This window comes from Nocardia sp. NPDC003183, from assembly GCF_053590715.1.
The window spans coordinates 24921-47147 of sequence record NZ_JBSFTG010000021.1; the positions used below are offsets into that span (position 1 = coordinate 24921).

Below are 22227 nucleotides of genomic sequence, written 5' to 3' on the forward strand. Positions count from 1 at the left end.
GATGACCGACGAACAAGTCATCACGGATGTGGCAACGGCGCTCGGCGTCGACCGCTCGGAACTGGCCACCGACACCGACCTGCTCGATGCGGGCCTGGACTCGGTTCGCATCATGTCGCTCGTGGAGAAATGGCGGTCGGCCGGACATGCAGACATCGACTTCCCCACACTCGCAGGTGATCCCGTGCTCGGGTCGTGGATCGAACTGCTGGCCTGATCGCGCTGTCCGGATCCGGGCCCGCGGTGGCAGTACGACTGTGCCACCGCGGGCCCGGCGCGATGTCGTGCGCCTCGTCAGCGAGAACCCTCCACCCGCGCGAGGCCGGTGCCTGTCAGCTGCCGTGCGCACCATCGGCGAGCGCCTGCCGCAGATCCTTGCGGCTGGTCTTGCCGACGCCGGTTTCCGGGAATTCGTCGACGACCACGACCGTGTCGGGCATCTTCCACGCCGCCACGCCGCGCGAGCGGACGAACTTGCGCACCGAGATCAGCGTGGGCCGCTGCGCCGGGTCGATCGGCTGAACGAACGCGCAAATCCGTTGACCCAGAACCGGATCCGGCGTGCCGACGATGACAGCGTCGCGGACCGCGGGATGTTCGAGCAGGTGCGCCTCGAGCTCTTCGGCCGATACCTTCTCGCCGCCCCGGTTCACCCAGTCGCCCGCGCGGCCCGCGACCACGAGATTGCCGTCCGGGCGCACGGACACGATGTCGCCGGTGCGGTACCAGCCGTCGGCGGTGAAGCTGCGGGCATCGGCGTCGGGATTGTCGTAGTAGCCGCGAATGGTGTACGGGCCCTGCGTGATCAGGTTGCCGGTAGAGCCTGGCGCCACCTCGGCGCCGTTGTCGTCGACGACGGCGAGCTGGTCGTACTCCGACATCGGGCGACCCTGCGTGCTGACCACCACGTCGATCGGGTCGTCGAGCCGCGTGTAGCAGACCAGCCCCTCGGCCATGCCGAACACCTGCTGCAGGGTCACACCGAGCGCGGGACCGATCCGGCGGGCGAGCTCGTCCTGGCACCGCGCCCCACCCACCTGGAGTACCCGCAGACTGGACAGATCCGCGGTCTCGCCCGCCTCGGCACGCTCGGTCCACAGCCGCGCCAGCGGGGGGACCAGACCCGTGATGGTGACGCCGAATCGCTCGATCAGCGGAAAGGCCGTCGCCGGAGTCGGATCCGGCGTCATCGCCACCGCGCCACCGGCCCACAGCGCACCGAGGATGCCCGGCGAACTCATCGGGAAGTTGTGCGCGACCGGCAGCGTCGCGAGATAGACAGTGGCGCTGTCGAGCTCACAGATCTCGGCGCTGCGGCGCACGCTGTACAGGTAGTCGTCGTGGGTACGCGCGATGAGCTTCGGGATACCCGTACTCCCGCCGGACAGTTGCAGGAACGCCACATCGCTCGGCGACGGGCCCGCCAATTCGGTAGGGGTGTCCCGGAATTCGTCGATATCGTGCGCGTCACCGGGCAGCGACGGACAGTCGACCAGCACCAGGTGGCGCAGACTCCCGACCTCGCCGCGCACCTCGGCGGCCAGCGCCGCGTAGTCGAAACGCTGGTGCGTGCCGCAGGTGATCATGGCCTTCGCCCCGGCGGCCTCGGCGATCGGCACCAGCTCGGCCTTGCGATGGGCGGGCAGACAGAACACCGGCAGCGCACCGAGCTTGAACAGCGCGAAGATCGCCTCGACGAATTCCGCGCGGTTGGGCAGCTGCACCAGCACCCGGTCACCGGGCGCGATGCCGAGGCGGGCCAAACCGGTGGCGAGCGAGCGGGAACGATGCTCGAGTTCGGCGTAGGTCCAGCTGTTCGCGTCGTCCAGGACCGCGATCCGGTCCGGCGCCGCGACCGCGCGCGCGGTGAGCACGTCGCCGAATGTCTCACCGGTCCAACAGTTCTGCTCTCGATATCGTTGTGCCAGCTCAGCGGGCCACGGAGTGAATCCGGGGAGCACGGGATCGGTCAAGTCGAGCACCTCTTTCCAGCGGATCTTCGAAGTTCCTCGCCGGAAGCTGTAAGGGAAGCTAACCAACCGACGATGAAATCAGGTTAGGCTAACCTCATGCATAGTGGTGAGTCCAGAGGGCGAATCGTCGTCGTGACCGGCGCCGCCGGAGGAATCGGCGCCGCGGTCGCCGCCCGTTTCGCCGGCGAAGCGGGAGTTCTCTCGCTGTGGGACCGCGACCCCGCCGTTCACAAGGTCGCCGCCGAACTCACGGCACGATCCGCTCATGGCGTCGAACTGGACATCAGCGACGGCGCCGAAGTACAGGCCGCCTTCGACCGTCTCACCACGGAATTCGGAACACCCGATGTCGTCGTGCACGCGGCCGGGCTCATGGTCGGCGGCTCCGCACTCGAACTCGACCCACAGGAGTGGGCACGCTGCCTGACCGTCAACGCCACCGGCACGATGCTGATCACCCAGCGCGCAGCCGCCGAGATGGTCCGCGCCGGTCGTGGCGCGATCGTGGTCGTCTCCTCGAACGCGGCCGCCACGCCACGCGTCGCCATGGCCGCCTACGGCGCCGCCAAGGCCGCCGCCACCGCATTCACCCGCTCGCTGGCCCTGCAAGTCGCGCCGCTCGGCGTGCGGGTGAACCTGGTCTCGCCCGGTTCCACCGATACCCCGATGCTGCGTGAGATGTTCGGCGGCACCGTCGACGACGCGGCCGAGCATGCGCTGCTCGACGGCGATCCGAGTGTCTACCGCCTTGGAATTCCGTTGCGCCGCATCGCCACTCCCGCCGATATCGCGGGCTCAGTCCACTTCCTGGCGTCCGAGGACGCCCGCCACATCACGATGCACGACCTGCGGGTCGACGGTGGCGCAACGCTCGACATGTGACCGAGAGGAATGATCACCATCAGTACCGACAGCTCAGACCCCGCTTTCCTGCTGTCCCGTCCGCAGCGGACCGTGTCCGCCACCGCGGGCGGGACCGTCTTCCGCTCGGCACACGACGCGATCACCGCGCTGCGCAGCGGCCGGATCAGCCACATCGTCGGCGCGCTACCGTTCACCCCCGGCGCTCCGACCGCGCTGTGGGCGCCGGATTCGGTGACGATCACCGAGGCGCCGCACCAACCCGGTTCGCGGGCGCTGCCCCGCTTCGAACTCGATGCCGCGCTGCCCGCGCCGGAGGAACACCGCCAGCGCGTCGCCACCGCAGTCGAACTGCTCGGCAATCCCGCGCATCCGTTGCGAAAGGTGGTGCTGGCCCGCGCTGTTCGCGCTCGAACGGCGAAACCTGTTCGAGCACTGGATATCCTGGACCTGATGGTCGCCTCGGACCCGATGTCCAACGGGTTCCTGGTCGACCTCTCCGCCGCGGGCGGACGCTATCCCGGCCGACACCTGGTCGGCTCCAGCCCCGAGATCCTGATACGCCGCAACGGAAGTCAGATCCTGAGCCACCCACTGGCAGGCTCGGCCCGGCGAATCCTCGACGACAGCGGCGCCGACCGCACCGCCGCCGACGCACTGCTCGCCTCCACCAAAGACCATGCCGAGCACCGCTTCGTGACCGACCAGGTTTCCGCCGTGCTGCGTGACCGGTGCGCCGAAGTACAAACTCCCGCACCGGAACTCACGACCACACCGGCGATGTGGCATCTGGGCACGCCGATCACCGCGACAGTCCCGCTCGCCGGACCGTCGGCGCTGGAGTTGGCAGTAGCACTGCACCCGACCCCCGCGATCTGCGGCACGCCCACCGCGGCGGCCGCCCGCGTGATCGCCGAACTCGAGGGCGAACGCGGCTTCTACGCCGGTGCGGTCGGCTGGTGCGACGCCGACGGCAACGGTGAGTGGATGGTGAGCATCCGCTGTGCCGAGCTGTCCGCCGACGGCACCACCCTGCTCGCGCACGCGGGCGGCGGGATCGTCGCCGCCTCCGACCCTGCCGCCGAATTGGCCGAGACCACCGGCAAATTCCAGCGCATCCTCGGGCCGCTCGGTATCGCCGACCTGCCCGTCACCGTCGGCTGACCCCGCCGACCCAACGCTCAACGGAGACTCCCCATGCCCATTCCCCCGATCGCGCCCTATCCCATGCCGACCGCGGACGAGTTCACCGCCGACCAGGTCGACTGGACCGCCGAGGCCGGCCGCAGCGCACTGCTGATCCACGACATGCAGCAGTACTTCCTCGACGCCTACGACCTCTACCGCGATCCCGCGCGCACCCTCATCGCCAACATCGCCACCCTGCGCGATCACTGCCACCGGTTCGACATCCCGGTCATCTACACGATGCAACCCGGCGACCAGCATCCGTCACGGCGCGGGATACTCGCCGACTTCTGGGGCACCGGCATGTCCGAGGGCGCCGATACCGAGGTGATCAACGCCATCGCCCCCGACCCACAGGACATCCAGGTCACCAAGTGGCGCTACTCCGCCTTCCAGCGCACCGATCTGCGTGAGCTACTCGGCTACTACGGTCGCGATCAGCTCCTCATCACCGGCGTCTACACCCACATGGGCTGCATGCTCAGTGCCGCGGAGGCGTTCATGGGCGACGTGCGCCCCTTCCTCGTCCACGATGCCACCGCCGACTTCAGCCGCGACGAACACATCATGGCGCTGAACTACGTCGCTCGCCGTTGCGGTGCCGTCACCAGCACCGATGAGCTGATCCGTCAGCTCGACACCACGAACGTGGAATCCACCGAACGCCGATCCGCCTGATCGGTACCGACCAGGGGCCCTGCCGTTGCGATGAACGGCAGGGCCTTTTGCCCGCCGAGTCACCCCTGAACCTGCCCCAAAGAAGAAGGAACACCGTTCATGTCAGTTCATCGAATGACGGCGCGCATGCGTGCCGCCGTCGCACTCCTGATCGTCGCGGTGGCCGCGACGGCAGCGGGCTGCGGCAGCTCCACTGCCGACCAGGCCGCCGGCACCGGCACTCGCCAGGTGGAAACCGCCAAGGGCCTCGTCACCGTGCCCGCCGACCCGCAGCGCATCGTGGTCCTCAACGGCGCTCTCGCCGGATACCTCTTCGACCTGGACGCCAAGGTGAAAGCCGCGGATCCGCGCATTCTGGGCATCACGCTGAAGCCCGGCGAGTTCCCCCCGTCCTGGGCGGCGGATGCCGCGGAACAGAGCACCGAGGCGGTGCCCTCCGGTGACGACCTGAACTTGGAGTTCATCGCCGCCCAGCGGCCGGACCTGATCATCGGCGGCGGGCCCGGATACCCCGGCATGCAGTCGATCAAGAACTACGACAAGCTCACGGCCGTCGCGCCCACCGCGCTCGTACTCTCCGACGCCGCCAACTGGCAGGACCAGTTGAAGTCGGTGGCCCACATCGTGAACCGCCCCGACAAGGTGGACAGCATGATCACCACCTACAACGACAAGGTCGCGAAGGTGAAGTCCGGCATGAAGCTGCCACAAGGCGCGACGGCCGTGATGCAGTCCCAATCGGACGGCAAGCCCATCCTGCTGGCCCCCAACACCCCGCTGGCCACACTGCTCGCCGAGGTCGGATTCACCATCGACGACAAGATCGAAGCGAAGGCAGGCAACCCGCCCCGGCCCGCGGCAGCCGACTGGGTGACCTTCAGCCCCGAACTACTGAGCACTGTCGTCGACGCTCCGGTGCTGTTCGTGATCTCGGTCGACAACGGCCGCGATATCGCCCAGCTGAAGGCAGATCCGGCGCTCGCGATACTGCCTGCCTTCCAGAAGAGTCAGGTCTACGAGCTGCCCGCGGACAGCAAGCGGCCGGACTACCGGGTTGCCATGGCGACCCTCGACCTGTTGGCGCAGCGCTTCCAGTGAGACAGCCGTCGGCGGCCTGCTGATCTAGCGCGCCGACGAAGCCCAGGGCTCGGTGGCCAGCACCGTCTGGTCGTCGACGCGATCACCTGCCTGCTCGGCGGAGTGGGTGATCGAAGTCGGGATCTTGGGAAACGCGTGGGCATGGTGGCGCCCGATCCAGGTGAGCAGCTCCTCACGGACCGCGCAGCGCAGGGTCCACGCGTCGTCGGCATCGGCGGCCGACATCGTCGCGCGGACGACGATGTCGGTCGGCGTGCTGTCGGTTACCAGCAGATTCCAGTTGCGGCCGTCCCATTCCCGGCACTCGCGCAGGTAGGTGTGCAGGTGCTCGCGCAGTGCGGGTACCGGGGTGCTGTGGTCGAGGTGCAGCAACACTGTGCCGGTGACCTGCGAGCCGCCCCGCGACCAGTTCTCGTAGGGCTGGCTGTTGAAGTAGGACACCGGCATGGTGAGCCTGCGGTCGTCCCAGATCCGCACGGTCAGGAAGGCCAGGGTGATCTCCTCGACAGTTCCCCACTCCCCTTCCACGACAACGGTATCGCCGATCTTGACCGAGTCGCCGAAGGCGATCTGCAACCCGGCCATGAGATTGCTCAACGTCGACTGGGCGGCGACACCGACGATGATGCCGATCACGCCCGCCGAGGCCAGCATCGACGTGCCGAGGGTCCGCAGACTCGGGAACAGCAGCAGGATGGCCACCGCGGCGGTGGTGACCACCAGCACCGAAGTGACGATGCGACGCACCAGTCCGAGCTGGGTGCGCAACTGGCGCACGCGCGAAACCTCGCTGGCGCGTTGGGCATAGCGGCCCAGCAGGCTTTCGGCCACCACATCGGTGGCCCGGATGACCAACCACACCGCGGCGATGATGGCCGCCGTCGCCAGGAAGCTCCGGATCACCACGTCCTGGCACAGGTCGAGCTCGGCGAGCGGATAGACCGCGTGCAAGGTGACCGTCCCGAGCAGAATCTGCAGCGGCAGTTGCAGTCGCCGCAGCGATGGCAGATGGACGCTGGGACTGCGGCGCGCCGCGTAGCGCAGCACACGCTCTACCAGCAAACCCACCGACACCGTGATCGCCGCCGTGGCGAGCAGCACGATGATCGGCCGTAATATCTCCTCCACGAGATCGAACTCCTCCCGTTGTCGGCTTGCCTCAGCTGCGGCATACCCACACCCGCCGGCCACAGACATGACCGTCTGATTGCGAGTCGTGGAGTCGGCACAACGACAAGAGGCTCCGCTGTTCGGCGCGAACAGCGGAGCCTCTTGCGGTTGTCTTCGGCTGTCTTACAGCGCTTTCAGTTCCTCGGTGACCGCACCGACGGACTTCTTCGCATCACCGAACAGCATCGAGGTGTGGTCGGCGTAGAACAGCGGGTTGTCGATACCGGCGAAGCCGGAGTTCATCGAGCGCTTGAGCACGATGACGCTCTTGGCCTGGTCGACATTGAGTACCGGCATGCCGTAGATCGGGCTCGACTTGTCGTCGCGGGCCGCCGGGTTGGTGACGTCGTTGGCGCCGATGACCAGGACCACATCGGTACGGTTGAACTCACCGTTGATGTCGTCCATTTCCTTCATCGCGTCGTAGGACACCTCGGCCTCGGCCAGCAGCACGTTCATGTGACCGGGCATGCGACCGGCGACCGGGTGGATCGCGTACTTGACCTCGACACCCTTGCCCTCGAGCAGCAGCGCCATCTCCTTGACCGCGTGCTGGGCCTGCGCCACGGCCATGCCGTAGCCCGGGACCACGATCACCTGGTTGGCGTAGGCCATCTGGATCGCGGCGTCGGCCGCGGAGGTGGCCTTCGCCGTCTTGGCCTCGCCGTCACCCGAACCTGCGACCGCGCCGCCGCCACCGAAGCCACCGGCCACGATCGCGGGGATGGAGCGGTTCATGGCCTTGGCCATCAGGTTGGTGAGGATGGTGCCCGAGGCGCCGACGATCATGCCCGCGACGATCATCGCGGTGTTGTTCAGCGCCAGACCGGCGGCCGCGGCCGACAGACCGGTGAGAGCGTTGAGCAGCGAGATCACGACCGGCATGTCCGCGCCGCCGATGGGCAGCACGACCATCAGGCCGAGCACACCGGCGAGCACGAGCAGGCCGATCATCCACAGCTGCGAGACGCCACCGTTGTCGGCGCCGAGGCCGATCACGACGGCGCACACGATCGCGCCGACGAGCAGGATCAGGTTCAGCGGCTGCTGCAGGCGGCCGACGCTGATCGGCTTGCCGGACAGGAGTTCCTGCAGCTTGGCGAAGGCGATGATCGAGCCCCAGAAGGAGACCGAGCCGATCACAGCGGCGAACAGCGAACCGATGATGATGTGGATGGTCGGTTCCTCGTGCAGCTGCGAAAAGCCCGCGCTGTCGACGAATTCGGCCCACGCGATCAACGCGACCGTGCCACCACCGACACCGTTGAACGCCGCGACCAGCTGCGGCATCTCGGTCATCTTGGTGCGGATGGCGGGCGGAACACCCAGTGCCACACCGACGATCAGGCCGGCGGCGATGAGAATCCAGTTGAGCAGGGCGGCGTGGCGCACCGAGATCAAGGTGGCGACCACCGCGATACCCATACCGACAGCGGCGATCTGGTTGCCGCGCACCGCGGTCTTCGGGCCGGTCAGGCCCATCAGGCCGTAGATGAACATGGAGAAGGCCACAATGTAGAGGCCGTTGACCAGGTAGGTCATGTTGTCGACTGCGTGCATCACTCGGCCGCCTTCTTCTTACCCTTGAACATGCCGAGCATGCGGTCGGTGACCACGAAGCCACCGATGACGTTCAGTGTTCCGAACACCACCGCGACGAACAGGATCACCTGTACGAGCAGCGAGGGGTCCTTCACATTGCCCAGGGTCACCAGCGCACCGAGCACGACGATGCCGTGAATGGCGTTGGTGCCCGACATCAGCGGGGTGTGCAGGGTGTTGGGCACCTTCGAGATCACCGCGAAGCCGACGAAGCCGGACAGTACGAGGATCGCGATATTGGCGAGCAGTTCGGTGTACATCAGGCTTCCACCTCACGGGTGACGCAGGAATCCGCCAGGACCTGATCCTCGAAGTCGGGGGCGAGCTTGCCGTCGACCAGCATCAGTTCCAGCAGCGCCGAAATGTTCTTCGAGTACAGCTCGGAAGCGTGCTCGGGCATCGTGGCGGGCAGGTTCAGCGGCGAGGCGATGGTCACCTCGTGCTTGACCACGACCTCGCCGGGCTCGGTGAGCTCACAGTTGCCACCGGTCTCCCCGGCCAGGTCGACGATCACGCTGCCGGGCTTCATGCCCTCGACAGCGGCCGCGGTGACCAGGCGGGGTGCGGGGCGACCCGGCACCAGCGCGGTGGTGATCACGACGTCGAAGCCCTGGATGGCGTCTTCGAGCGCCTTCTGCTGCTGAGCCTTCTCCTCGTCGGTGAGTTCGCGGGCGTACCCACCCTCACCGGCGGCGTCGATCCCCAGATCCAGCCACTGCGCACCGACCGAGCGCACCTGATCGGCGACCTCGGGACGCACGTCGTAACCGGTGGTCCGCCCGCCGAGACGCTTGGCCGTGGCCAGCGCCTGCAGACCGGCGACGCCGACACCGAGCACCAGCACGGTGGCCGGCTTCACGGTGCCCGCGGCGGTGGTGAGCATCGGGAAGAACCGGGTCGACTCCGACGCGGCGAGCAGCACGGCCTTGTACCCGGCCACGTTCGCCTGCGAGGACAACGCGTCCATCACCTGCGCGCGCGAGATACGCGGAATCGCCTCGACGGCGAACGCCTGCACACCGGCGGAGCGCAGCGCGCCGATCTGATTCTCGGCATTGCGCGGCGCCAGGAAACCGATCAGGGTCTGCCCGGAGGACAGCTTGCCCACCTCGGCATCACTGGGCGGGGCGACCTTGACGACGACCTCGGCCGACCAGGGGTCACCGATGGTCGCGCCTGCCTCTACATAGGCAGCGTCGGGAATGAGAGCGCCGAGGCCGGCACCGGCTTCCACGATCACCTCGACACCCTGCTTGGACAGGGCGGGGATGATCTTGGGCACCAATGCGACTCGCCGCTCACCCGGGCCGGACTCGCGAACGACTCCGACACGCGCTCCGCGCGGCGAACCCTCGCCCACGTTTTGCGTTGTCTCCACTAGTCAGACTTCCTTTTCGTGCTGGCTTCGAGCCTGGGAACAACGGGGCGCCGAAGTTACCTGTGAGTAAGTTCGACTGAAATCCTGGCAACTGTACTCGGCTCGCGGTGAGCCTAGCGGAGATGCCCGTCACAACGGAGAACTGGACTGACGACCACAAAACGGACACCGCGGCCCTCGTCAGCAGTGACAACCCGCTCCCGGCCCGGCGGACACCGGCCGGTGCCCACACCGAGATTCGTCACCGCAGGTGGGGACATGCAAGAGCGCACATCCACGTCGGTTACTGACCTCGACGTCCGGCTCCAGGCCGAACACCCGCGTATCCGGCGAGACGTGATGCGCGTCATGGTAGCGACCGGTTCGGGCTGTTGCGCGACCCAGATCACACCGTAGGGTCGAGGCCGTGAACGACTGCGCCTTCTGTCGGATCGTGGCGGGTGCCGCACCGGCAACCATGGTCTACTCCGATGACGCGGTCTGCGCGTTCCTCGACATCCGTCCCATCACCCGTGGCCATACCCTGATCGTTCCCAAGGTCCACGCGACCGAACTCGACGATCTCGACCCCGACCTCGGCGCCCGGATCTTCCGCACCGGCCACCGTCTGGCCCGTGCCCTGCGCCTGAGCGGGCTCGCGAGCGACGGTGCCAACCTCATCCTCAACGACGGCACCGCCGCGTTCCAGACCGTCGGCCACGTCCACCTGCACGTGGTCCCGCGCAAGCACGGTGACAAACTCACCTTCGCCAAGGGTTTCCTCTTGCGTCGCCCGCACGAACCGAATTCGACCGCAGCGGCGATCCGCGCCGGCCTCACCGCGCTCGACCAGAGCGAAGCAGAAGGAGCACAGGGATGATCGAGACGCCGGGGCGCGAACAACTCACCGACCTGCTCGCCGAGCAGTGGGAAGCCATCGCGCTGCTGGTCACCGACCTCGACGAAAAGGCTTGGCGCCGAACGTCTCCGCTGCCCGGCTGGACCCTGTTCGACGTGGTCGCGCACGTGATCGGCACCGAGTCGTGGTTACTCGGCGAGACACCGCCGCCGCACGATCCCCTGCGTCCCAAGACCGACGTGCGAACCCTGCCGCATGTGCGCAACGAAGTGGCCGTGCTCAACGAGATCTGGGTCGACCGGTTGCGCCCACTCTCCGGGAAACGGCTGCTCGCGCTGTTCGACGAGACCACCGAACGTCGCCGGGCGGCACTGGCCGCCATGGACGACGACGCCTGGCAGGCGCCGACCGTCTCACCGGTGGGTCAGGTCCCCTACGGGCGGTTCATGCGGGTGCGGCTGTTCGATTGCTGGATGCACGAACTCGACCTCGCCGACGGGATCGGGCGCAGCGTGCCCGAGGGTGGCGCGCGGGCCGAGGCCGCGTTCACCGAACTGACCCTCGGTCTCGGCCGTGCGGTGGTGAAAGGCGCCAAGGCGCCGGATGGTTCGCTGATCACACTGGACCTGACCGGTCCGGTGACCCGGCAGGTACACCTGTCGGTCGCCGGTGGGCGCGGAACGGTTCTCGACGAGGTTTCCGAAGAGCCGACCACCGTGATCCGTGTGGACTCCGGGCTTTTCGCGCGACTACGCGGCGGGCGCACCACCGCCGACCGGCACCCCGGCGAAGTCGTCGTCGAGGGTGATACCGCGCTCGGTGAGCGGCTCGTACAGAATCTGGCGTTCACTATCTGATGCGGCTCTTCCTGGCGTCGTACAGATTCGGCGGTTTCGCCGACCGGCTCGTCGGGCTCGTCGGTGCGCCGGGACGCGTCGCGGTGATTCCGAACGCGTGTGACGCGTGGCCCGATGCCTGGTCGGCGGCGGTGACGAGCGATGTGAAACCGCTGGAGCAACAGGGCTATTCGCCGGACGTGCTGGATCTGCGCGAGTACGCCGGGCAACCGGAGCGGCTGGAACGGCACCTGCGCGGGTTCCCGATGGTCTGGGTGCGCGGCGGCAACACGTTCGTTCTCCGCGCCCAATTCGCCCGCAGCGGAGCCGATTCCGTGCTGCCCGCGTTGTTGCGCGAGGACGCGCTGGTCTACGCGGGCTACAGCGCGGGCGCGTGCCTGCTCGGACCCGACCTGCACGGGCTGGAAACCATGGACGACCCCGCCGAGGTGCTACCCACCACCGGCATCGAACCACAGTGGGACGGACTGGGTGTGGTCGATCGTCGCCTGATCGTCCACCTCGACTCCCCCACCGACCCGGATGGCGACTCCGTCGCGATGCTGGCCCACTGCGTCGCCGAGGACATCCCGCACTGGGCGCTCACCGACGACGACGTGGTCCTCGTCGACGGCGATCGCACCGAGGTGCTCCGGGGTTGACGCCGCCGGCACACCGACGCGCGATCACGCGGCGGTCGTCGCCGTCACCGCCGACCGGCGGCGGAAGACGAGCCAGCGCATCGCGCAGTACATGTACACGGCCTCACAACCGCCCGCGAGCAACCTGGCCAGGTGATACTCCAGGCCGAGCGCGGTGAGACCCGAGCCGACGCCGAGGATGAACGCCAGGTAGTTCACCACGACCACCACCACATACACCGCGGCCTGCTTGCCCATCGGCGCGTGGGAGTGGAAGTTGAAGGTGCGATTGAGCAGGAAGCTCAGCCCGAACGCCACGATGTAGGCGAGGGTGATCGACAGCCAGACGGGCAAGCCGAAACCGCCGTGCAGCAGTGTGAGCAACAGCAGGTCGACACCGAAGGTGAAGCTGTTGATCAGCGCGAAGCCGAGGAACGTCGCGGGCACATACCGGTCGAGCCCCCACGGCAGCCGGGCGACGACCGCCGCACACCAACGGGTGAACCGGTCGGCCACCGATTCGGTGACACTCGCCTGATGCTGCACGCGGCCAGCCTGCCAGCGGCAGATGAAGCCAGGGTGAGCAACCGGCAAACGGGTGGGCCGAGCGGCTAGCGGCTGACCGCCGCGATCGGGCGAGTATCGAACGAGGCCCACGCGGCGAGGCAGCGGCGGCGGGTGAGCTCATCGGCCTCGGCGAGCAGAGCGTCGCGCAGCAACGCGGGGTCGGCCGCCCAGCGTGCGGCGATCTCGGCCAGCGCCCGGACGTCGAACATCCCGGTCGACTCCAGCGCGGACAGCCATTCGTGATGTGCGCCGGTGTGCACACGACGCATCACCTCGGTGTCGATGCCCGCGTCGGCGAACTCCGCGGCCAGCAGAGCACCCACCAGCTCGCCGCGGTCCTGCGGTTCCTTCATCATCGCCAGTCCTCCCTACGAAAAGCGGTGCGGCGCAACAACGTCGCATGATCGATGCGCGCGGCGCGCACCCGTGGAGCAGAACTCGAAACACGCTGGGCGGCGAGGCGATTCACCGTCGAACACACCCTGTCAGGGCATTGTGACGGATTGGACGGCGTATATACCAACGGGGCGCGCCAGATCACATCGATGCGCGGATTTCCTTGTTCGGACCCACATCACATCCGGTCGATCACCAGGCATTCTTCTGCCCCGGCGTGGTTCACGTGCGCGCCCGGTCCGCGATCGACCAGGACGAACTGCCCGCGACGGACGGGGTGCGCGGGTTAGCGTGAACAGGTGGACGAGCGCAGCGGTGACCTCGATTCGTTGATTTCGGCGTTGCCGGACGGGGCGGTCGTCATCGACCCCGATCTGCTGGCGGGCTACCGACAGGACTGGGCGCGCGATCCCGACGCCGGCACGCCGCTGGCGGTGGTGCGGGCGCGCGGTACCGCCGATGTCGCCGCCACGCTGCGGTGGGCGCACGCGAACAAGGTCCCGGTGGTGCCGCGGGGGGCCGGGACCGGCCTGTCCGGTGGGGCGACCGCGGTGGACGGCGGAATCGTGCTCAGCACCGAGCTGATGCGGGAGATCAGCGTCGACGCGGTGACCCGGATCGCGGTGGCGCAACCCGGACTGCTCAACGCCGAGGTGAAGCGGGCTGTCGCCGCGGAGGGGCTGTGGTATCCGCCGGACCCGTCCTCGTTCGAGATCTGCTCGATCGGCGGCAACGCGGCGACCAACGCGGGCGGGCTGTGCTGTGTGAAGTACGGCGTGACCACCGACTATGTGCTCGGCATGGAAGTGGTGCTGGCCGACGGGACCGTGGTGCGGCTCGGCGGGCCGCGACTCAAGGACTCGGCCGGGTTGTCGCTGACGAAACTGTTCGTCGGGAGCGAGGGCACGCTCGGCGTGATCACCGAACTCACCCTGCGCCTGCTGCCCGCACAGCCTCCGCAGTCGACCGTCGTGGCCAGTTTCGGCTCGCTCACCGCGGCGACCGACGCGATCCTGGCGATCACCTCGACCCTGCGCCCGGCCATGCTCGAATTCATGGACACCGTCGCGATCAACGCCGTCGAGGACGAGATGCGGATGGGGTTGGACCGCACCGCCGCCGCGCTGCTGGTCGCCCGCTCCGACGCCCCCGGCGAATTCGCCGCGCACGAAGCGCAAGTGATGGTGGGCCTGTGCGAGAAGGCCGGCGCGACGGAGGTTTTCCATACCGCCGATGCCACCGAAGGTGAGGCCTTCACCGCCGCACGACGATTCGCGATTCCCGCCGTGGAGAAGATCGGGCCGTTGCTGCTCGAAGACGTCGGCGTGCCGTTGCCCCGGCTCGGCGACCTGATCGCCGGCGTCACCGCCATCGGCGAACGCAACGACGTGCTCGTCTCGCTCATCGCGCACGCGGGCGACGGCAACACCCACCCGCTGATCGTGCACGACCCCACCGACCCCGACAACACCGCACGCGCCCACCGCGCCTTCGGCGAGATCATGGACCTGGCCATCGCCCTCGGCGGCACCATCACCGGCGAACACGGCGTCGGCCGCTTGAAAAAGGCCTGGCTGCCCGACCAGGTCGGCCCCGACGTCATGGCCCTGACCCGCCGCATCAAGGACGCACTCGACCCCGAAGGCATCCTCAACCCCGGCGCGGTCCTCTGACCGGGTTAGCATCCGAGGCATGACCACCAGGCTCGAGCACAACGTCGCCGACACCCGCTACGAGATCTACCACGACGATGTCCTCGCGGGATACGCCGACTACGCCGAACGCGAAGACCCCAGGGTTCGCGACTTCCACCACACCATGACGTTTCCGGAGTTCCGGGGCCGAGGAGTAGCGGCCGAAGTCGTGAAATACGGGCTCGACGACTCCCGCGAACACGGCTACCAGATCATCCCCACCTGCTGGTACGTCGAAAAATATATCGCCGAACATCCCGAATACGCCGACCTCGTCCCGTAACAGCTATCCGGCACTGCCCGCCACATTCGTGTTGTGTACCGAACTGACCCACCAGGTGTCGTTGTGTTCGGTGAAAACCCATGTGCCGCAGTTGGTTACCGAGAAACTCGGGGTGCGTAGTGTCTGCTCGACAGTGACGATCGCGTGCCCACCGGAAAGGAAGCGCACGGCGAGAATCGTGTAATTCGCTTCGGCGTCCGGGCTGTTCCGCAGTGCGGTCCGGTGATAGGCATGCAGTTCATCCCAGCCCAGAAAGACAGAGCCCGCCGGATTGATGAAAGCCACATCGGCGGTGAAGACACTGTCGAAGGCGTCTGCGTCTTTTGCCGCGAGTGCGGCTTCGAGAGTTCCGAACACGCCGGTGATCGCGGCTAGTGCGACGTCCTGATCCTGGACGGCTACGGCAGCCTTCGGGCGCGCGCCAGGTGCATCAACAGTCATCGTCCCAACATACGTACGCCGTCTGCCGGCGGCCCGAACCCGCGTGCCCACACAGCAATCGACCGGGTGCTCCGGCCTACTCCTCGCAAACGGCCTGTACGAGGAAGAGTAGGCGATGTGGAACACCCGGTCGGTGCGGGGAATCAGCCCTTGAGCAGGTTACGAGCCATCACCAGACGCTGGATCTGGTTGGTGCCCTCGTAGATCTGGGTGATCTTCGCGTCGCGCATCATGCGCTCGACCGGGAAGTCGGTGGTGTAGCCGGCGCCACCGAAGAGCTGGACGGCGTTGGTGGTGACCTCCATGGCCACGTCCGAGGCGAAGCACTTGGCGGCGGCGGAGATGAAGCCGAGGTTCTTCTCGCCACGCTCGGCGCGGGCGGCCGAGGTGTAGACCATCAGGCGGGCGGCCTCGATCTTCATGGCCATGTCGGCCAGCATGAACTCGGTGTTCTGGAAGCTGGCGATGGTCTTGCCGAACTGCTTGCGATCCTTGGTGTAGGCGATCGCGGCGTCGAGCGCACCCTGGGCCAGGCCGACGGCCTGCGCGCCGATGGTCGGGCGGGTGTGGTCGAGGGTCTGCAGCGCGGTCTTGAAACCGGTGCCGAGCTCGCCGACGATGCGGTCGCCGGGGATGCGGCAGTTCTCGAAGTACAGCTCGGCGGTGGGCGAACCCTTGATGCCCAGCTTGTGCTCGAGCGGGCCGACCACGAAGCCCTCGTCATCCTTGTGGACCAGGAACGAGGAGATGCCGTTGGCACCCTTGTCGGCGTCGGTCACCGCCATCACGGTGTACCAGGAAGACTTGCCGCCGTTGGTGATCCAGCACTTGGAGCCGTTGAGGATCCAGTCGTCGCCGTCGGCCTTGGCGCGGGTGCGCATCGCGGCGGCGTCGGAACCGGCCTCACGCTCGGACAGCGCGTAGGAGGCCATCTCGCCGTTGACGATGTCGGCCAGGACCTTGGTCTTGAGCTCTTCGGAGCCGTTGAGGATCAGGCCCATGGTGCCGAGCTTGTTCACGGCGGGGATCAGCGAGGACGAGCCACAGACGCGGGCGACTTCCTCGATCACGATACAAGTGGCGACCGAGTCGGCGCCCTGGCCGCCGTAGGCCTCCGGCACGTGCACGGCGTTGAAGCCCGCGGCGTTCAGCGCGGTGAGCGCCTCCTCCGGGAAGCGGGCGTTGCCGTCGACGTCCTTGGCGTAAGGAGCGATTTCCTTCTCGGCGAGGCCGCGGATGGCGCCGCGCAGCTCGTCGTGGAAGTCCTCGAGCTTGAACAGATCGAAGTCGGGGTTACCAGCCATCGGGGGCACACTCCTGGTCGTGGTCGTGATCGCTGCGGTCTCACAGCGCGTGTGGCGTCGGCACGCAGTGCCAATCTACTGAGGATTATACGCGCGACACTCTATCGCTACATGCGGATATATGGGTGGCACTCAGTGTCACCGCTGAGCGCTTCGGCTCGGGGTGGCGCTCACAGGTTACCGAGGCGCGCGGTGAGTAGATCGGCCACCTTGCGTGGCGGCATGTCGCGGGGGAACACGGCGAGCACCAGGTCGTCGGACTCGCTCGGCGCCCTGCGCCCGCGCGGGATCATGGCCAGTTCAGTGCGCAGATCGGCGACCGCCGCCCCCGATTCGCCGCGCACCATCCGCCGCAGCAAGTAGTTGTGCGTGGCGGTGACGGCGGCCGTGTACTGCACCCGGACCAGATCGGGCACCTCCGGCAACCGGCCGCGCAGGAACTCGGTGAACAGCCGCTCGTACCGGAACACCGTCACGATCTCGCGCTCGCGCAACGCGGGCACCCGCCGCACCACCTGATACCGCCGCGCCGCGATGTCGCGCCACTGCGTGAACCGCTCGAACACCCCGATCACGGCCTCGCACACCGCTTCCCACGGATCCCCGTCGACCCCTTCCAGGAATTCCTGCGCCGAGGCGAGCTGGAACTCGTGATCAGCGAAGATCACATCCTCTTTGGACCGGAACTGCCGAAAGAAGGTCCGCCGCGAGATCCCCGCCGCCACCGCGATCTCATCCACCGTCGTCGCCTCGTACCCCCGCTCGGCGAACAACCGCAACGCCTGATCAACCACCGTAAGCCGAAACTGCGCCGCATCATCGTGTGCCACGGACGTCAACCGTAGTCACTGCTCCGCAAGCGCCTCACCCGACGTCGACGAACCTCGTCAGCCCAGGAGCTTGGTGCGCAGGGCTTCGTCTTTGTCGAGGACCATTTTCTCGAGGCCGGCCTGGAACTGTTCCATGCGGGTGCGCAGGGAGTCGTCGGAGGTGCCGAGGATGCGGGCTGCGAGCAGGCCTGCGTTGCGGGCGCCGCCGATGGAGACGGTGGCTACCGGGACTCCTGCGGGCATTTGCACGATGGAGAGGAGGGAGTCCATGCCGTCGAGGTATTTGAGGGGGACGGGGACGCCGATGACGGGGAGGGGGGTGGCCGAGGCGACCATGCCGGGGAGGTGGGCGGCGCCGCCCGCGCCCGCGATGATCACCTTCAGGCCGCGGCCCGCGGCCTCACGGGCGTAGTCGAGCATGCGCTGGGGGGTGCGGTGGGCGGAGACGACGCCTACTTCGAAGCGGATGCCGAATTCGGCGAGGGCCTCGGCGGCGGCTTCCATGGTGGGCCAGTCGGAGTCGCTGCCCATGATCAGGCCGACCTGGGGTCCGTTGGTGCTCACGTGGGTTCCTTAGGGGTCGAAAACTGTGGTGGCAGAAGTGGTGTCACGCGCCGTGCGGGTCCCAGCCGTCGGTCCAGACGGCATGCGACATCCAGTGCGCCGCCCGCTCGGCCTTTTCCCGGACCTCGATGGCGTCGTCACCGAGGACGTTGAGGTGACCGATCTTGCGGTCGGGCCGTTCACCCTTGCCGTAGAGGTGCACCTTGGCCTCGGGCAGGCGGGCGAACAGGTGGTGCAGGCGCTCGTCCATCGACATCTCGGGAGCCTCGGCCGCACCGAGGATGTTCGCCATCACCGTCACCGGGGCGAGCGGCGTCGTATCACCGAGCGGGTAGTCCAGGACCGCGCGCAGGTGCTGCTCGAACTGGCCGGTGCAGGCACCGTCCATGCCCCAGTGGCCCGAGTTGTGCGGGCGCATCGCGAGCTCGTTCACCAGGAGCTCGCCGTCGTGGGTCTCGAACAGCTCGACGGCCATGACGCCCACCACACCCAGACCCGCGGCGAGCTCCAGCGCCATGGTCTCGGCGCGCGCGGCGAGGTCCTCGTCCAGATCCTGGGCGGGGGCGATCACCACGGCGCACTGACCGTTGCGCTGCACGGTCTCCACGACCGGCCAGGTCGCGGCCTGCCCGAACGGCGACCGCGCGACCATCGCCGACAGTTCCCGCTTCAACGAGACCTTCGACTCGGCCAGCAACTGCACACCGTGCGCGAGCTGGTCGGTGACCAACCGGGTGGCCTCGGCCGCGTCGGCGGGCATCCACACGCCACGACCGTCGTACCCGCCGCGCACGGCCTTCAGCACGAACGGCCAGCCGTGCTCGTCACCGAAGGCCACCGCGTCCGCGGGCGCGGCGACCTCGACGAACGCCGGAACCGGCAGACCCAGCGCGGACAGCTTCGTGCGCATGGCCAGCTTGTCCTGGGCGAAGATCAGCGCCTGCGGCGGCGGCGCCACGTTCACGCCCTCGGCGACCAGCACGTCGAGGTGCTCGGTCGGCACGTGCTCGTGATCGAAGGTGAGCGCGTGCGAACCGCGCGCTGCCTTTCGCAGCGCGGACAGGTCGTCGTGGCTGCCGAGCACGACGTCGGGGGTGACCTGGGCGGCGGGGTCGTCCGGCCGCTCGGCGAGCACCCGTAGACGCTGGCCCAGGGCTACCGCGGCCTGGTGCGTCATACGCGCGAGCTGACCCCCACCGACCATCGTGACGGTGGGCATGGCTGACGGATCGAATGAACGTGCACTCACGTCGTGCAATGTTGTCATGTCGAATGCGAATGTTTGCGACCGGTACACTCAGAACTCGTGTCAATCGTCGACGACGTGGTCAGCGTCCTTCCCCCGCGCCTGCGAGAAATCGCGATCAGGCATAAAGAGCTGATCAAATTCGCCCTCGTCGGCGCCACGACGTTCGTGATCGACAGCGGCCTGTACTACCTCCTGAAATGGACGATTCTCGCCGACAAGCCGCTCACCGCCAAGATCATCTCGGGCGTGGTGGCGGTGATCGCTTCCTACATCCTCAACCGAGAATGGTCGTTCAAGAATCGGGGCGGCCGGGAGAAGCATCACGAGGCGCTGCTGTTCTTCGCGGTGAGCGGGATCGGGGTGGTCCTGGCCAATATCCCGCTGTGGATCTCGATCTACGGGCTCGATCTGCGCGAACCCCATGTGAGCTTCGTCGTCGCGAACGTGGCCGATTTCTTCAGCGCGTTCATCATCGGCAACCTGCTGCAGATGGCGTTCCGTTTCTGGGCGATGCGGCGCTGGGTGTTCCCCGACGAGATCGACGAGATCGTGGCCGAGTTCGAGGAACTGGTCGAAGAAGAGCACCTCGGCCGAGCCTGAGTCAGCGCGGCTCGGTCAGGGTCGCGTTCTGCGGGCGGTTGAGCTTGGAACCCAGGAACACCGCGAACAGGGCCGGACGGCGACGCTGCAGCTCGAGCCGACCGCCGTCGGCCTCGACCAGCGCGCGGGCCAGCGCCAGACCGACACCGGTCGACCCGCCCGCTGAGAACCCACGATCGAAGATGTGCGGCGCCAGTTCGTCGCGCACACCCTCGCCCTCGTCGGACACCTCCACGCAGATCAGCGGGTCGCGAGAGCTCATCGTCGGGACCGTACGCACCGAGATCGTGCAGGTGCCGCCGCCGTGCATCAGGGCATTGTCGACCAGCACCGCGACCGCCTCGCGCAGCCGCGAACCGGTGATCGGGGCCTGTAGGGACTCGTCGCCGAGCAGCAGCAGTTCGCGCCCGGTCTCGTGGAACGGGTGGGTCCACTCGGTGACGACACCGCGCAGTTCCGCCATCACCGGCACCGGATCGCGGTCGGTGGCGTCTTCGTCGCGGGAGGCGCGGACCAGGTCGTCGATGGCGTCGGTGAGCCGGTCGACCTGCGCCATCGCCTCCTCGGCCTCGTGCACCACCTCGGGGTCGGCGTGGGTGGACAACTCGTCCAGGCGCAGGCGAACGGCGGTCAGGCGGCTGCGTAGCTGGTGGGAAACGTCGGCCACCAGCGCGTGCTCGCGTTGCAGGCGGCCGGCGATCTCGACGGTCGCCGAATCGAGCACATCGGAGACCCGGTCCAGTTCGGCGATGCCGTGTCGGCGCGGATCGGGCCGGAAGTCACCCATCGCCAGCCGGGCCGCCCTGGCGGCCACATCGCGCAGCGGGTCGGCGACGCGGCGCGCGGTCACCACCGCGACCGAGAACGCCGCACCCAGCGAGGCGAGCACGGCCAGCGCCACCGCGGCGACCGCCTGCTCCTGCCGGGAATGCATCGGCCCGGCGGGCACCTCGAGCCGCAGCGAACCGGACGTGCCCATCGACAGCGATTCGACCAGCGGATCCGCCACCTCCGCGACGCCGATATCGGTGCGCGCGGCATTGTCGTGCGGGGCCGGATAGACGATGGTGAGCTTGCCGCCCTCGGGGACCAGCGCGCTCATGGCGCGCACGTCGAGACCGTCGTGGACGGTCCCGTCGACCCGTTCCTGGGCGATCACCTCGGTCGAGATCCGGTCGAGGCGACTCTGCAGATCGTTGCGGGTGATGTCTTCGACCCACAGCCACGCGGTGTAGATCAGCGGCACGCCGAGCACCACCGTGGTGATGGTCAGCACGGTCAGGATCGAGCGCAGGATGCGACGGCGCACTGCGGCGTCAGCCTCGGTGCGAGGTGGGGCCGTCGGTATTGAGCCGGAACCCCACACCGCGCACGGTGACGATGCGGCGCTCCGCCATCGGGCCCTCGTCGCCGATCTTGCGACGCAACCAGGACATGTGCATGTCGAGCGTCTTGGAGCCGCGCAGGTCGGCGTCGCCCCAGACCTCGCGCAGGATGGTCTCGCGCGCCACCACCTGGCCCGCCCGGTCGATGAGGACCTTGAGCAGCTCGTACTCCTTGTTGGCCAGGTTCACCTCGGCCCCGTTGACCAGCACCCGCCGCGCCGCGGGTTCGAGCCGGATCGCGCCGACCTCCACCGCGTCGTCCCCGATTCCGCTGCGCCGCAACAGGGCTCGCACGCGGGCGAGGAGTTCGGCCAGCCGGAACGGTTTGCCCACGTAGTCGTCGGCGCCCGCGTCGAGGCCGACGACGAAGTCGACCTCGTCGGTGCGGGCGGTGAGCATCAGCACGGCCAGATCGGCCCCGCTCGCACGCACCTGCCGACACACCTCCAGCCCGTCCATGCCGGGCAGACCCAGATCGAGGATCAGCAGGTCGTGGTTGCCCTCGAGGGCACGTCGCAACACCGCCGGGCCGAAGCGTTCGACGGTGACGGTGTAGCCCTCACGCCCCAGTGCACGCGACAGGGGTGCGGCGATCGCCTCGTCGTCTTCGGCCAGCAGAACAGCGGTCATCTGCACAGGTTAAATGTTTCT

The 22227-nt window shown here is 67.8% G+C and carries 25 protein-coding genes; 11 read left to right on the top strand and 14 right to left on the bottom strand.

What is annotated here, in order from left to right; genetic code table 11:
• Position 1: 1 nt before the first annotated feature.
• Complete coding sequence (locus ACWDXS_RS33035) at positions 2 to 217, top strand: phosphopantetheine-binding protein (protein ID WP_358061797.1); 216 nt, start codon at positions 2 to 4, stop codon at positions 215 to 217.
• Between the two features lie 115 nt (positions 218 to 332).
• Here ACWDXS_RS33035 and ACWDXS_RS33040 read toward each other — a convergent pair whose 3' ends face one another.
• On the bottom strand, positions 333 to 1982 hold the full coding sequence (locus ACWDXS_RS33040) for a (2,3-dihydroxybenzoyl)adenylate synthase (protein WP_449971859.1): 1650 nt from the start codon (positions 1980 to 1982) through the stop codon (positions 333 to 335).
• A gap of 87 nt (positions 1983 to 2069) precedes the next feature.
• Here ACWDXS_RS33040 and ACWDXS_RS33045 point away from each other — a divergent pair, with 87 nt between their 5' ends.
• The 4 genes from ACWDXS_RS33045 (at position 2070) to ACWDXS_RS33060 (ending at position 5798) form a co-directional block, all read left to right on the top strand.
• On the top strand, positions 2070 to 2855 hold the full coding sequence (locus ACWDXS_RS33045; RefSeq protein WP_379312305.1) for an SDR family oxidoreductase: 786 nt from the start codon (positions 2070 to 2072) through the stop codon (positions 2853 to 2855).
• A gap of 9 nt (positions 2856 to 2864) precedes the next feature.
• On the top strand, positions 2865 to 3998 hold the full coding sequence (locus ACWDXS_RS33050) for an isochorismate synthase (RefSeq protein WP_449971863.1): 1134 nt from the start codon (positions 2865 to 2867) through the stop codon (positions 3996 to 3998).
• Positions 3999 to 4031: 33 nt separating this feature from the next.
• Positions 4032 to 4700, top strand: a complete 669-nt coding sequence (locus tag ACWDXS_RS33055) for an isochorismatase family protein (protein WP_378995455.1) — start codon at positions 4032 to 4034, stop codon at positions 4698 to 4700.
• A gap of 99 nt (positions 4701 to 4799) precedes the next feature.
• A complete protein-coding gene (locus ACWDXS_RS33060; RefSeq protein ID WP_449971866.1) occupies positions 4800 to 5798 on the top strand; it encodes an ABC transporter substrate-binding protein in 999 nt (332 codons plus the stop codon).
• Between the two features lie 24 nt (positions 5799 to 5822).
• Here the strand turns inward: ACWDXS_RS33060 and ACWDXS_RS33065 are convergent, their stop codons facing one another.
• The 4 genes from ACWDXS_RS33065 to ACWDXS_RS33080 form a co-directional block, all read right to left on the bottom strand.
• Positions 5823 to 6926, bottom strand: a complete 1104-nt coding sequence (locus ACWDXS_RS33065; protein WP_449971870.1) for a mechanosensitive ion channel family protein — start codon at positions 6924 to 6926, stop codon at positions 5823 to 5825.
• A 165-nt stretch (positions 6927 to 7091) separates the two neighbouring features.
• Positions 7092 to 8510 (bottom strand): NAD(P)(+) transhydrogenase (Re/Si-specific) subunit beta, encoded by a 1419-nt coding sequence (locus ACWDXS_RS33070; protein ID WP_378995500.1) that lies wholly within the window; start codon positions 8508 to 8510, stop codon positions 7092 to 7094.
• A 17-nt stretch (positions 8511 to 8527) separates the two neighbouring features.
• A complete protein-coding gene (locus tag ACWDXS_RS33075) occupies positions 8528 to 8830 on the bottom strand; it encodes an NAD(P) transhydrogenase subunit alpha (RefSeq protein WP_056818017.1) in 303 nt (100 codons plus the stop codon).
• A complete protein-coding gene (locus ACWDXS_RS33080; RefSeq protein ID WP_449971875.1) occupies positions 8830 to 9948 on the bottom strand; it encodes a Re/Si-specific NAD(P)(+) transhydrogenase subunit alpha in 1119 nt (372 codons plus the stop codon). The genes ACWDXS_RS33075 and ACWDXS_RS33080 overlap by 1 nt, the downstream gene beginning before the upstream one ends.
• A gap of 406 nt (positions 9949 to 10354) precedes the next feature.
• Here ACWDXS_RS33080 and ACWDXS_RS33085 point away from each other — a divergent pair, with 406 nt between their 5' ends.
• From ACWDXS_RS33085 to ACWDXS_RS33095, 3 genes are read left to right on the top strand one after another with little or no spacing between them, the layout of a single operon-like run.
• Positions 10355 to 10807 carry an HIT family protein gene (locus ACWDXS_RS33085; protein WP_378995446.1) on the top strand — a complete coding sequence of 151 codons (453 nt, stop codon included), beginning with the start codon at positions 10355 to 10357 and terminating at the stop codon, positions 10805 to 10807.
• Positions 10804 to 11643, top strand: coding sequence for a maleylpyruvate isomerase N-terminal domain-containing protein (locus ACWDXS_RS33090; RefSeq protein ID WP_449971878.1), 840 nt, complete (start codon positions 10804 to 10806; stop codon positions 11641 to 11643). The genes ACWDXS_RS33085 and ACWDXS_RS33090 overlap by 4 nt, the downstream gene beginning before the upstream one ends.
• Positions 11643 to 12284, top strand: coding sequence for a Type 1 glutamine amidotransferase-like domain-containing protein (locus ACWDXS_RS33095; protein WP_449971882.1), 642 nt, complete (start codon positions 11643 to 11645; stop codon positions 12282 to 12284). The genes ACWDXS_RS33090 and ACWDXS_RS33095 overlap by 1 nt, the downstream gene beginning before the upstream one ends.
• Positions 12285 to 12308: 24 nt before the next feature.
• Here ACWDXS_RS33095 and ACWDXS_RS33100 read toward each other — a convergent pair whose 3' ends face one another.
• Together ACWDXS_RS33100 and ACWDXS_RS33105 are read right to left on the bottom strand one after the other, a co-directional pair.
• Positions 12309 to 12809 carry a GtrA family protein gene (locus tag ACWDXS_RS33100; RefSeq protein WP_378995440.1) on the bottom strand — a complete coding sequence of 167 codons (501 nt, stop codon included), beginning with the start codon at positions 12807 to 12809 and terminating at the stop codon, positions 12309 to 12311.
• Between the two features lie 65 nt (positions 12810 to 12874).
• On the bottom strand, positions 12875 to 13186 hold the full coding sequence (locus tag ACWDXS_RS33105; protein WP_378995438.1) for a hypothetical protein: 312 nt from the start codon (positions 13184 to 13186) through the stop codon (positions 12875 to 12877).
• A 339-nt stretch (positions 13187 to 13525) separates the two neighbouring features.
• On the opposite strand from ACWDXS_RS33105, the gene ACWDXS_RS33110 reads away from it, so the two are divergent.
• Together ACWDXS_RS33110 and ACWDXS_RS33115 are read left to right on the top strand one after the other, a co-directional pair.
• Positions 13526 to 14899 (top strand): FAD-binding oxidoreductase, encoded by a 1374-nt coding sequence (locus ACWDXS_RS33110; RefSeq protein WP_378995436.1) that lies wholly within the window; start codon positions 13526 to 13528, stop codon positions 14897 to 14899.
• 19 nt (positions 14900 to 14918) lie between these two features.
• The gene (locus ACWDXS_RS33115) at positions 14919 to 15203 is read left to right on the top strand and encodes a GNAT family N-acetyltransferase (protein ID WP_378995434.1); all 285 of its coding nucleotides are present in this window, start codon (positions 14919 to 14921) and stop codon (positions 15201 to 15203) included.
• 3 nt (positions 15204 to 15206) lie between these two features.
• Here ACWDXS_RS33115 and ACWDXS_RS33120 read toward each other — a convergent pair whose 3' ends face one another.
• From ACWDXS_RS33120 to ACWDXS_RS33140, 5 genes are all read right to left on the bottom strand, one after another.
• Positions 15207 to 15644 carry an SgcJ/EcaC family oxidoreductase gene (locus ACWDXS_RS33120; protein WP_449971888.1) on the bottom strand — a complete coding sequence of 146 codons (438 nt, stop codon included), beginning with the start codon at positions 15642 to 15644 and terminating at the stop codon, positions 15207 to 15209.
• Between the two features lie 143 nt (positions 15645 to 15787).
• Positions 15788 to 16948 carry an acyl-CoA dehydrogenase family protein gene (locus ACWDXS_RS33125; protein WP_449971891.1) on the bottom strand — a complete coding sequence of 387 codons (1161 nt, stop codon included), beginning with the start codon at positions 16946 to 16948 and terminating at the stop codon, positions 15788 to 15790.
• A 170-nt stretch (positions 16949 to 17118) separates the two neighbouring features.
• Positions 17119 to 17778 carry a TetR family transcriptional regulator gene (locus tag ACWDXS_RS33130; protein ID WP_387448033.1) on the bottom strand — a complete coding sequence of 220 codons (660 nt, stop codon included), beginning with the start codon at positions 17776 to 17778 and terminating at the stop codon, positions 17119 to 17121.
• A 57-nt stretch (positions 17779 to 17835) separates the two neighbouring features.
• Entirely contained in the window at positions 17836 to 18342 is a 507-nt protein-coding gene (purE, locus tag ACWDXS_RS33135; RefSeq protein ID WP_378635602.1) for a 5-(carboxyamino)imidazole ribonucleotide mutase, read from the bottom strand.
• A gap of 43 nt (positions 18343 to 18385) precedes the next feature.
• The gene (locus tag ACWDXS_RS33140; protein ID WP_378995425.1) at positions 18386 to 19609 is read right to left on the bottom strand and encodes a 5-(carboxyamino)imidazole ribonucleotide synthase; all 1224 of its coding nucleotides are present in this window, start codon (positions 19607 to 19609) and stop codon (positions 18386 to 18388) included.
• 39 nt (positions 19610 to 19648) lie between these two features.
• On the opposite strand from ACWDXS_RS33140, the gene ACWDXS_RS33145 reads away from it, so the two are divergent.
• On the top strand, positions 19649 to 20191 hold the full coding sequence (locus ACWDXS_RS33145; protein ID WP_378995423.1) for a GtrA family protein: 543 nt from the start codon (positions 19649 to 19651) through the stop codon (positions 20189 to 20191).
• 1 nt (position 20192) lies between these two features.
• On the opposite strand, the gene ACWDXS_RS33150 is transcribed toward ACWDXS_RS33145, so the two are convergent.
• Together ACWDXS_RS33150 and ACWDXS_RS33155 are read right to left on the bottom strand one after the other, a co-directional pair.
• The gene (locus tag ACWDXS_RS33150; RefSeq protein WP_378995421.1) at positions 20193 to 21500 is read right to left on the bottom strand and encodes a sensor histidine kinase; all 1308 of its coding nucleotides are present in this window, start codon (positions 21498 to 21500) and stop codon (positions 20193 to 20195) included.
• A 7-nt stretch (positions 21501 to 21507) separates the two neighbouring features.
• Positions 21508 to 22206 (bottom strand): response regulator transcription factor, encoded by a 699-nt coding sequence (locus tag ACWDXS_RS33155; RefSeq protein WP_056818039.1) that lies wholly within the window; start codon positions 22204 to 22206, stop codon positions 21508 to 21510.
• Positions 22207 to 22227: the final 21 nt, after the last annotated feature.

Excerpts from the sequence above, each read along its gene's own strand:
- ACWDXS_RS33035 (WP_358061797.1), top strand. The coding sequence starts at position 2 with ATGACCGACGAACAAGTCATCACGGATGTGGCAACGGCGCTCGGCGTC.
- ACWDXS_RS33045 (WP_379312305.1), top strand. The coding sequence starts at position 2,070 with ATGCATAGTGGTGAGTCCAGAGGGCGAATCGTCGTCGTGACCGGCGCC.
- ACWDXS_RS33050 (WP_449971863.1), top strand. The coding sequence starts at position 2,865 with ATGATCACCATCAGTACCGACAGCTCAGACCCCGCTTTCCTGCTGTCC.
- ACWDXS_RS33055 (WP_378995455.1), top strand. The coding sequence starts at position 4,032 with ATGCCCATTCCCCCGATCGCGCCCTATCCCATGCCGACCGCGGACGAG.
- ACWDXS_RS33060 (WP_449971866.1), top strand. The coding sequence starts at position 4,800 with ATGTCAGTTCATCGAATGACGGCGCGCATGCGTGCCGCCGTCGCACTC.
- ACWDXS_RS33070 (WP_378995500.1), bottom strand. The coding sequence starts at position 8,510 with ATGACCTACCTGGTCAACGGCCTCTACATTGTGGCCTTCTCCATGTTC.
- ACWDXS_RS33075 (WP_056818017.1), bottom strand. The coding sequence starts at position 8,830 with ATGTACACCGAACTGCTCGCCAATATCGCGATCCTCGTACTGTCCGGC.
- ACWDXS_RS33090 (WP_449971878.1), top strand. The coding sequence starts at position 10,804 with ATGATCGAGACGCCGGGGCGCGAACAACTCACCGACCTGCTCGCCGAG.
- ACWDXS_RS33095 (WP_449971882.1), top strand. The coding sequence starts at position 11,643 with ATGCGGCTCTTCCTGGCGTCGTACAGATTCGGCGGTTTCGCCGACCGG.
- ACWDXS_RS33105 (WP_378995438.1), bottom strand. The coding sequence starts at position 13,186 with ATGATGAAGGAACCGCAGGACCGCGGCGAGCTGGTGGGTGCTCTGCTG.
- ACWDXS_RS33115 (WP_378995434.1), top strand. The coding sequence starts at position 14,919 with ATGACCACCAGGCTCGAGCACAACGTCGCCGACACCCGCTACGAGATC.
- ACWDXS_RS33120 (WP_449971888.1), bottom strand. The coding sequence starts at position 15,644 with ATGACTGTTGATGCACCTGGCGCGCGCCCGAAGGCTGCCGTAGCCGTC.
- ACWDXS_RS33125 (WP_449971891.1), bottom strand. The coding sequence starts at position 16,948 with ATGGCTGGTAACCCCGACTTCGATCTGTTCAAGCTCGAGGACTTCCAC.
- ACWDXS_RS33140 (WP_378995425.1), bottom strand. The coding sequence starts at position 19,609 with ATGACAACATTGCACGACGTGAGTGCACGTTCATTCGATCCGTCAGCC.
- ACWDXS_RS33155 (WP_056818039.1), bottom strand. The coding sequence starts at position 22,206 with ATGACCGCTGTTCTGCTGGCCGAAGACGACGAGGCGATCGCCGCACCC.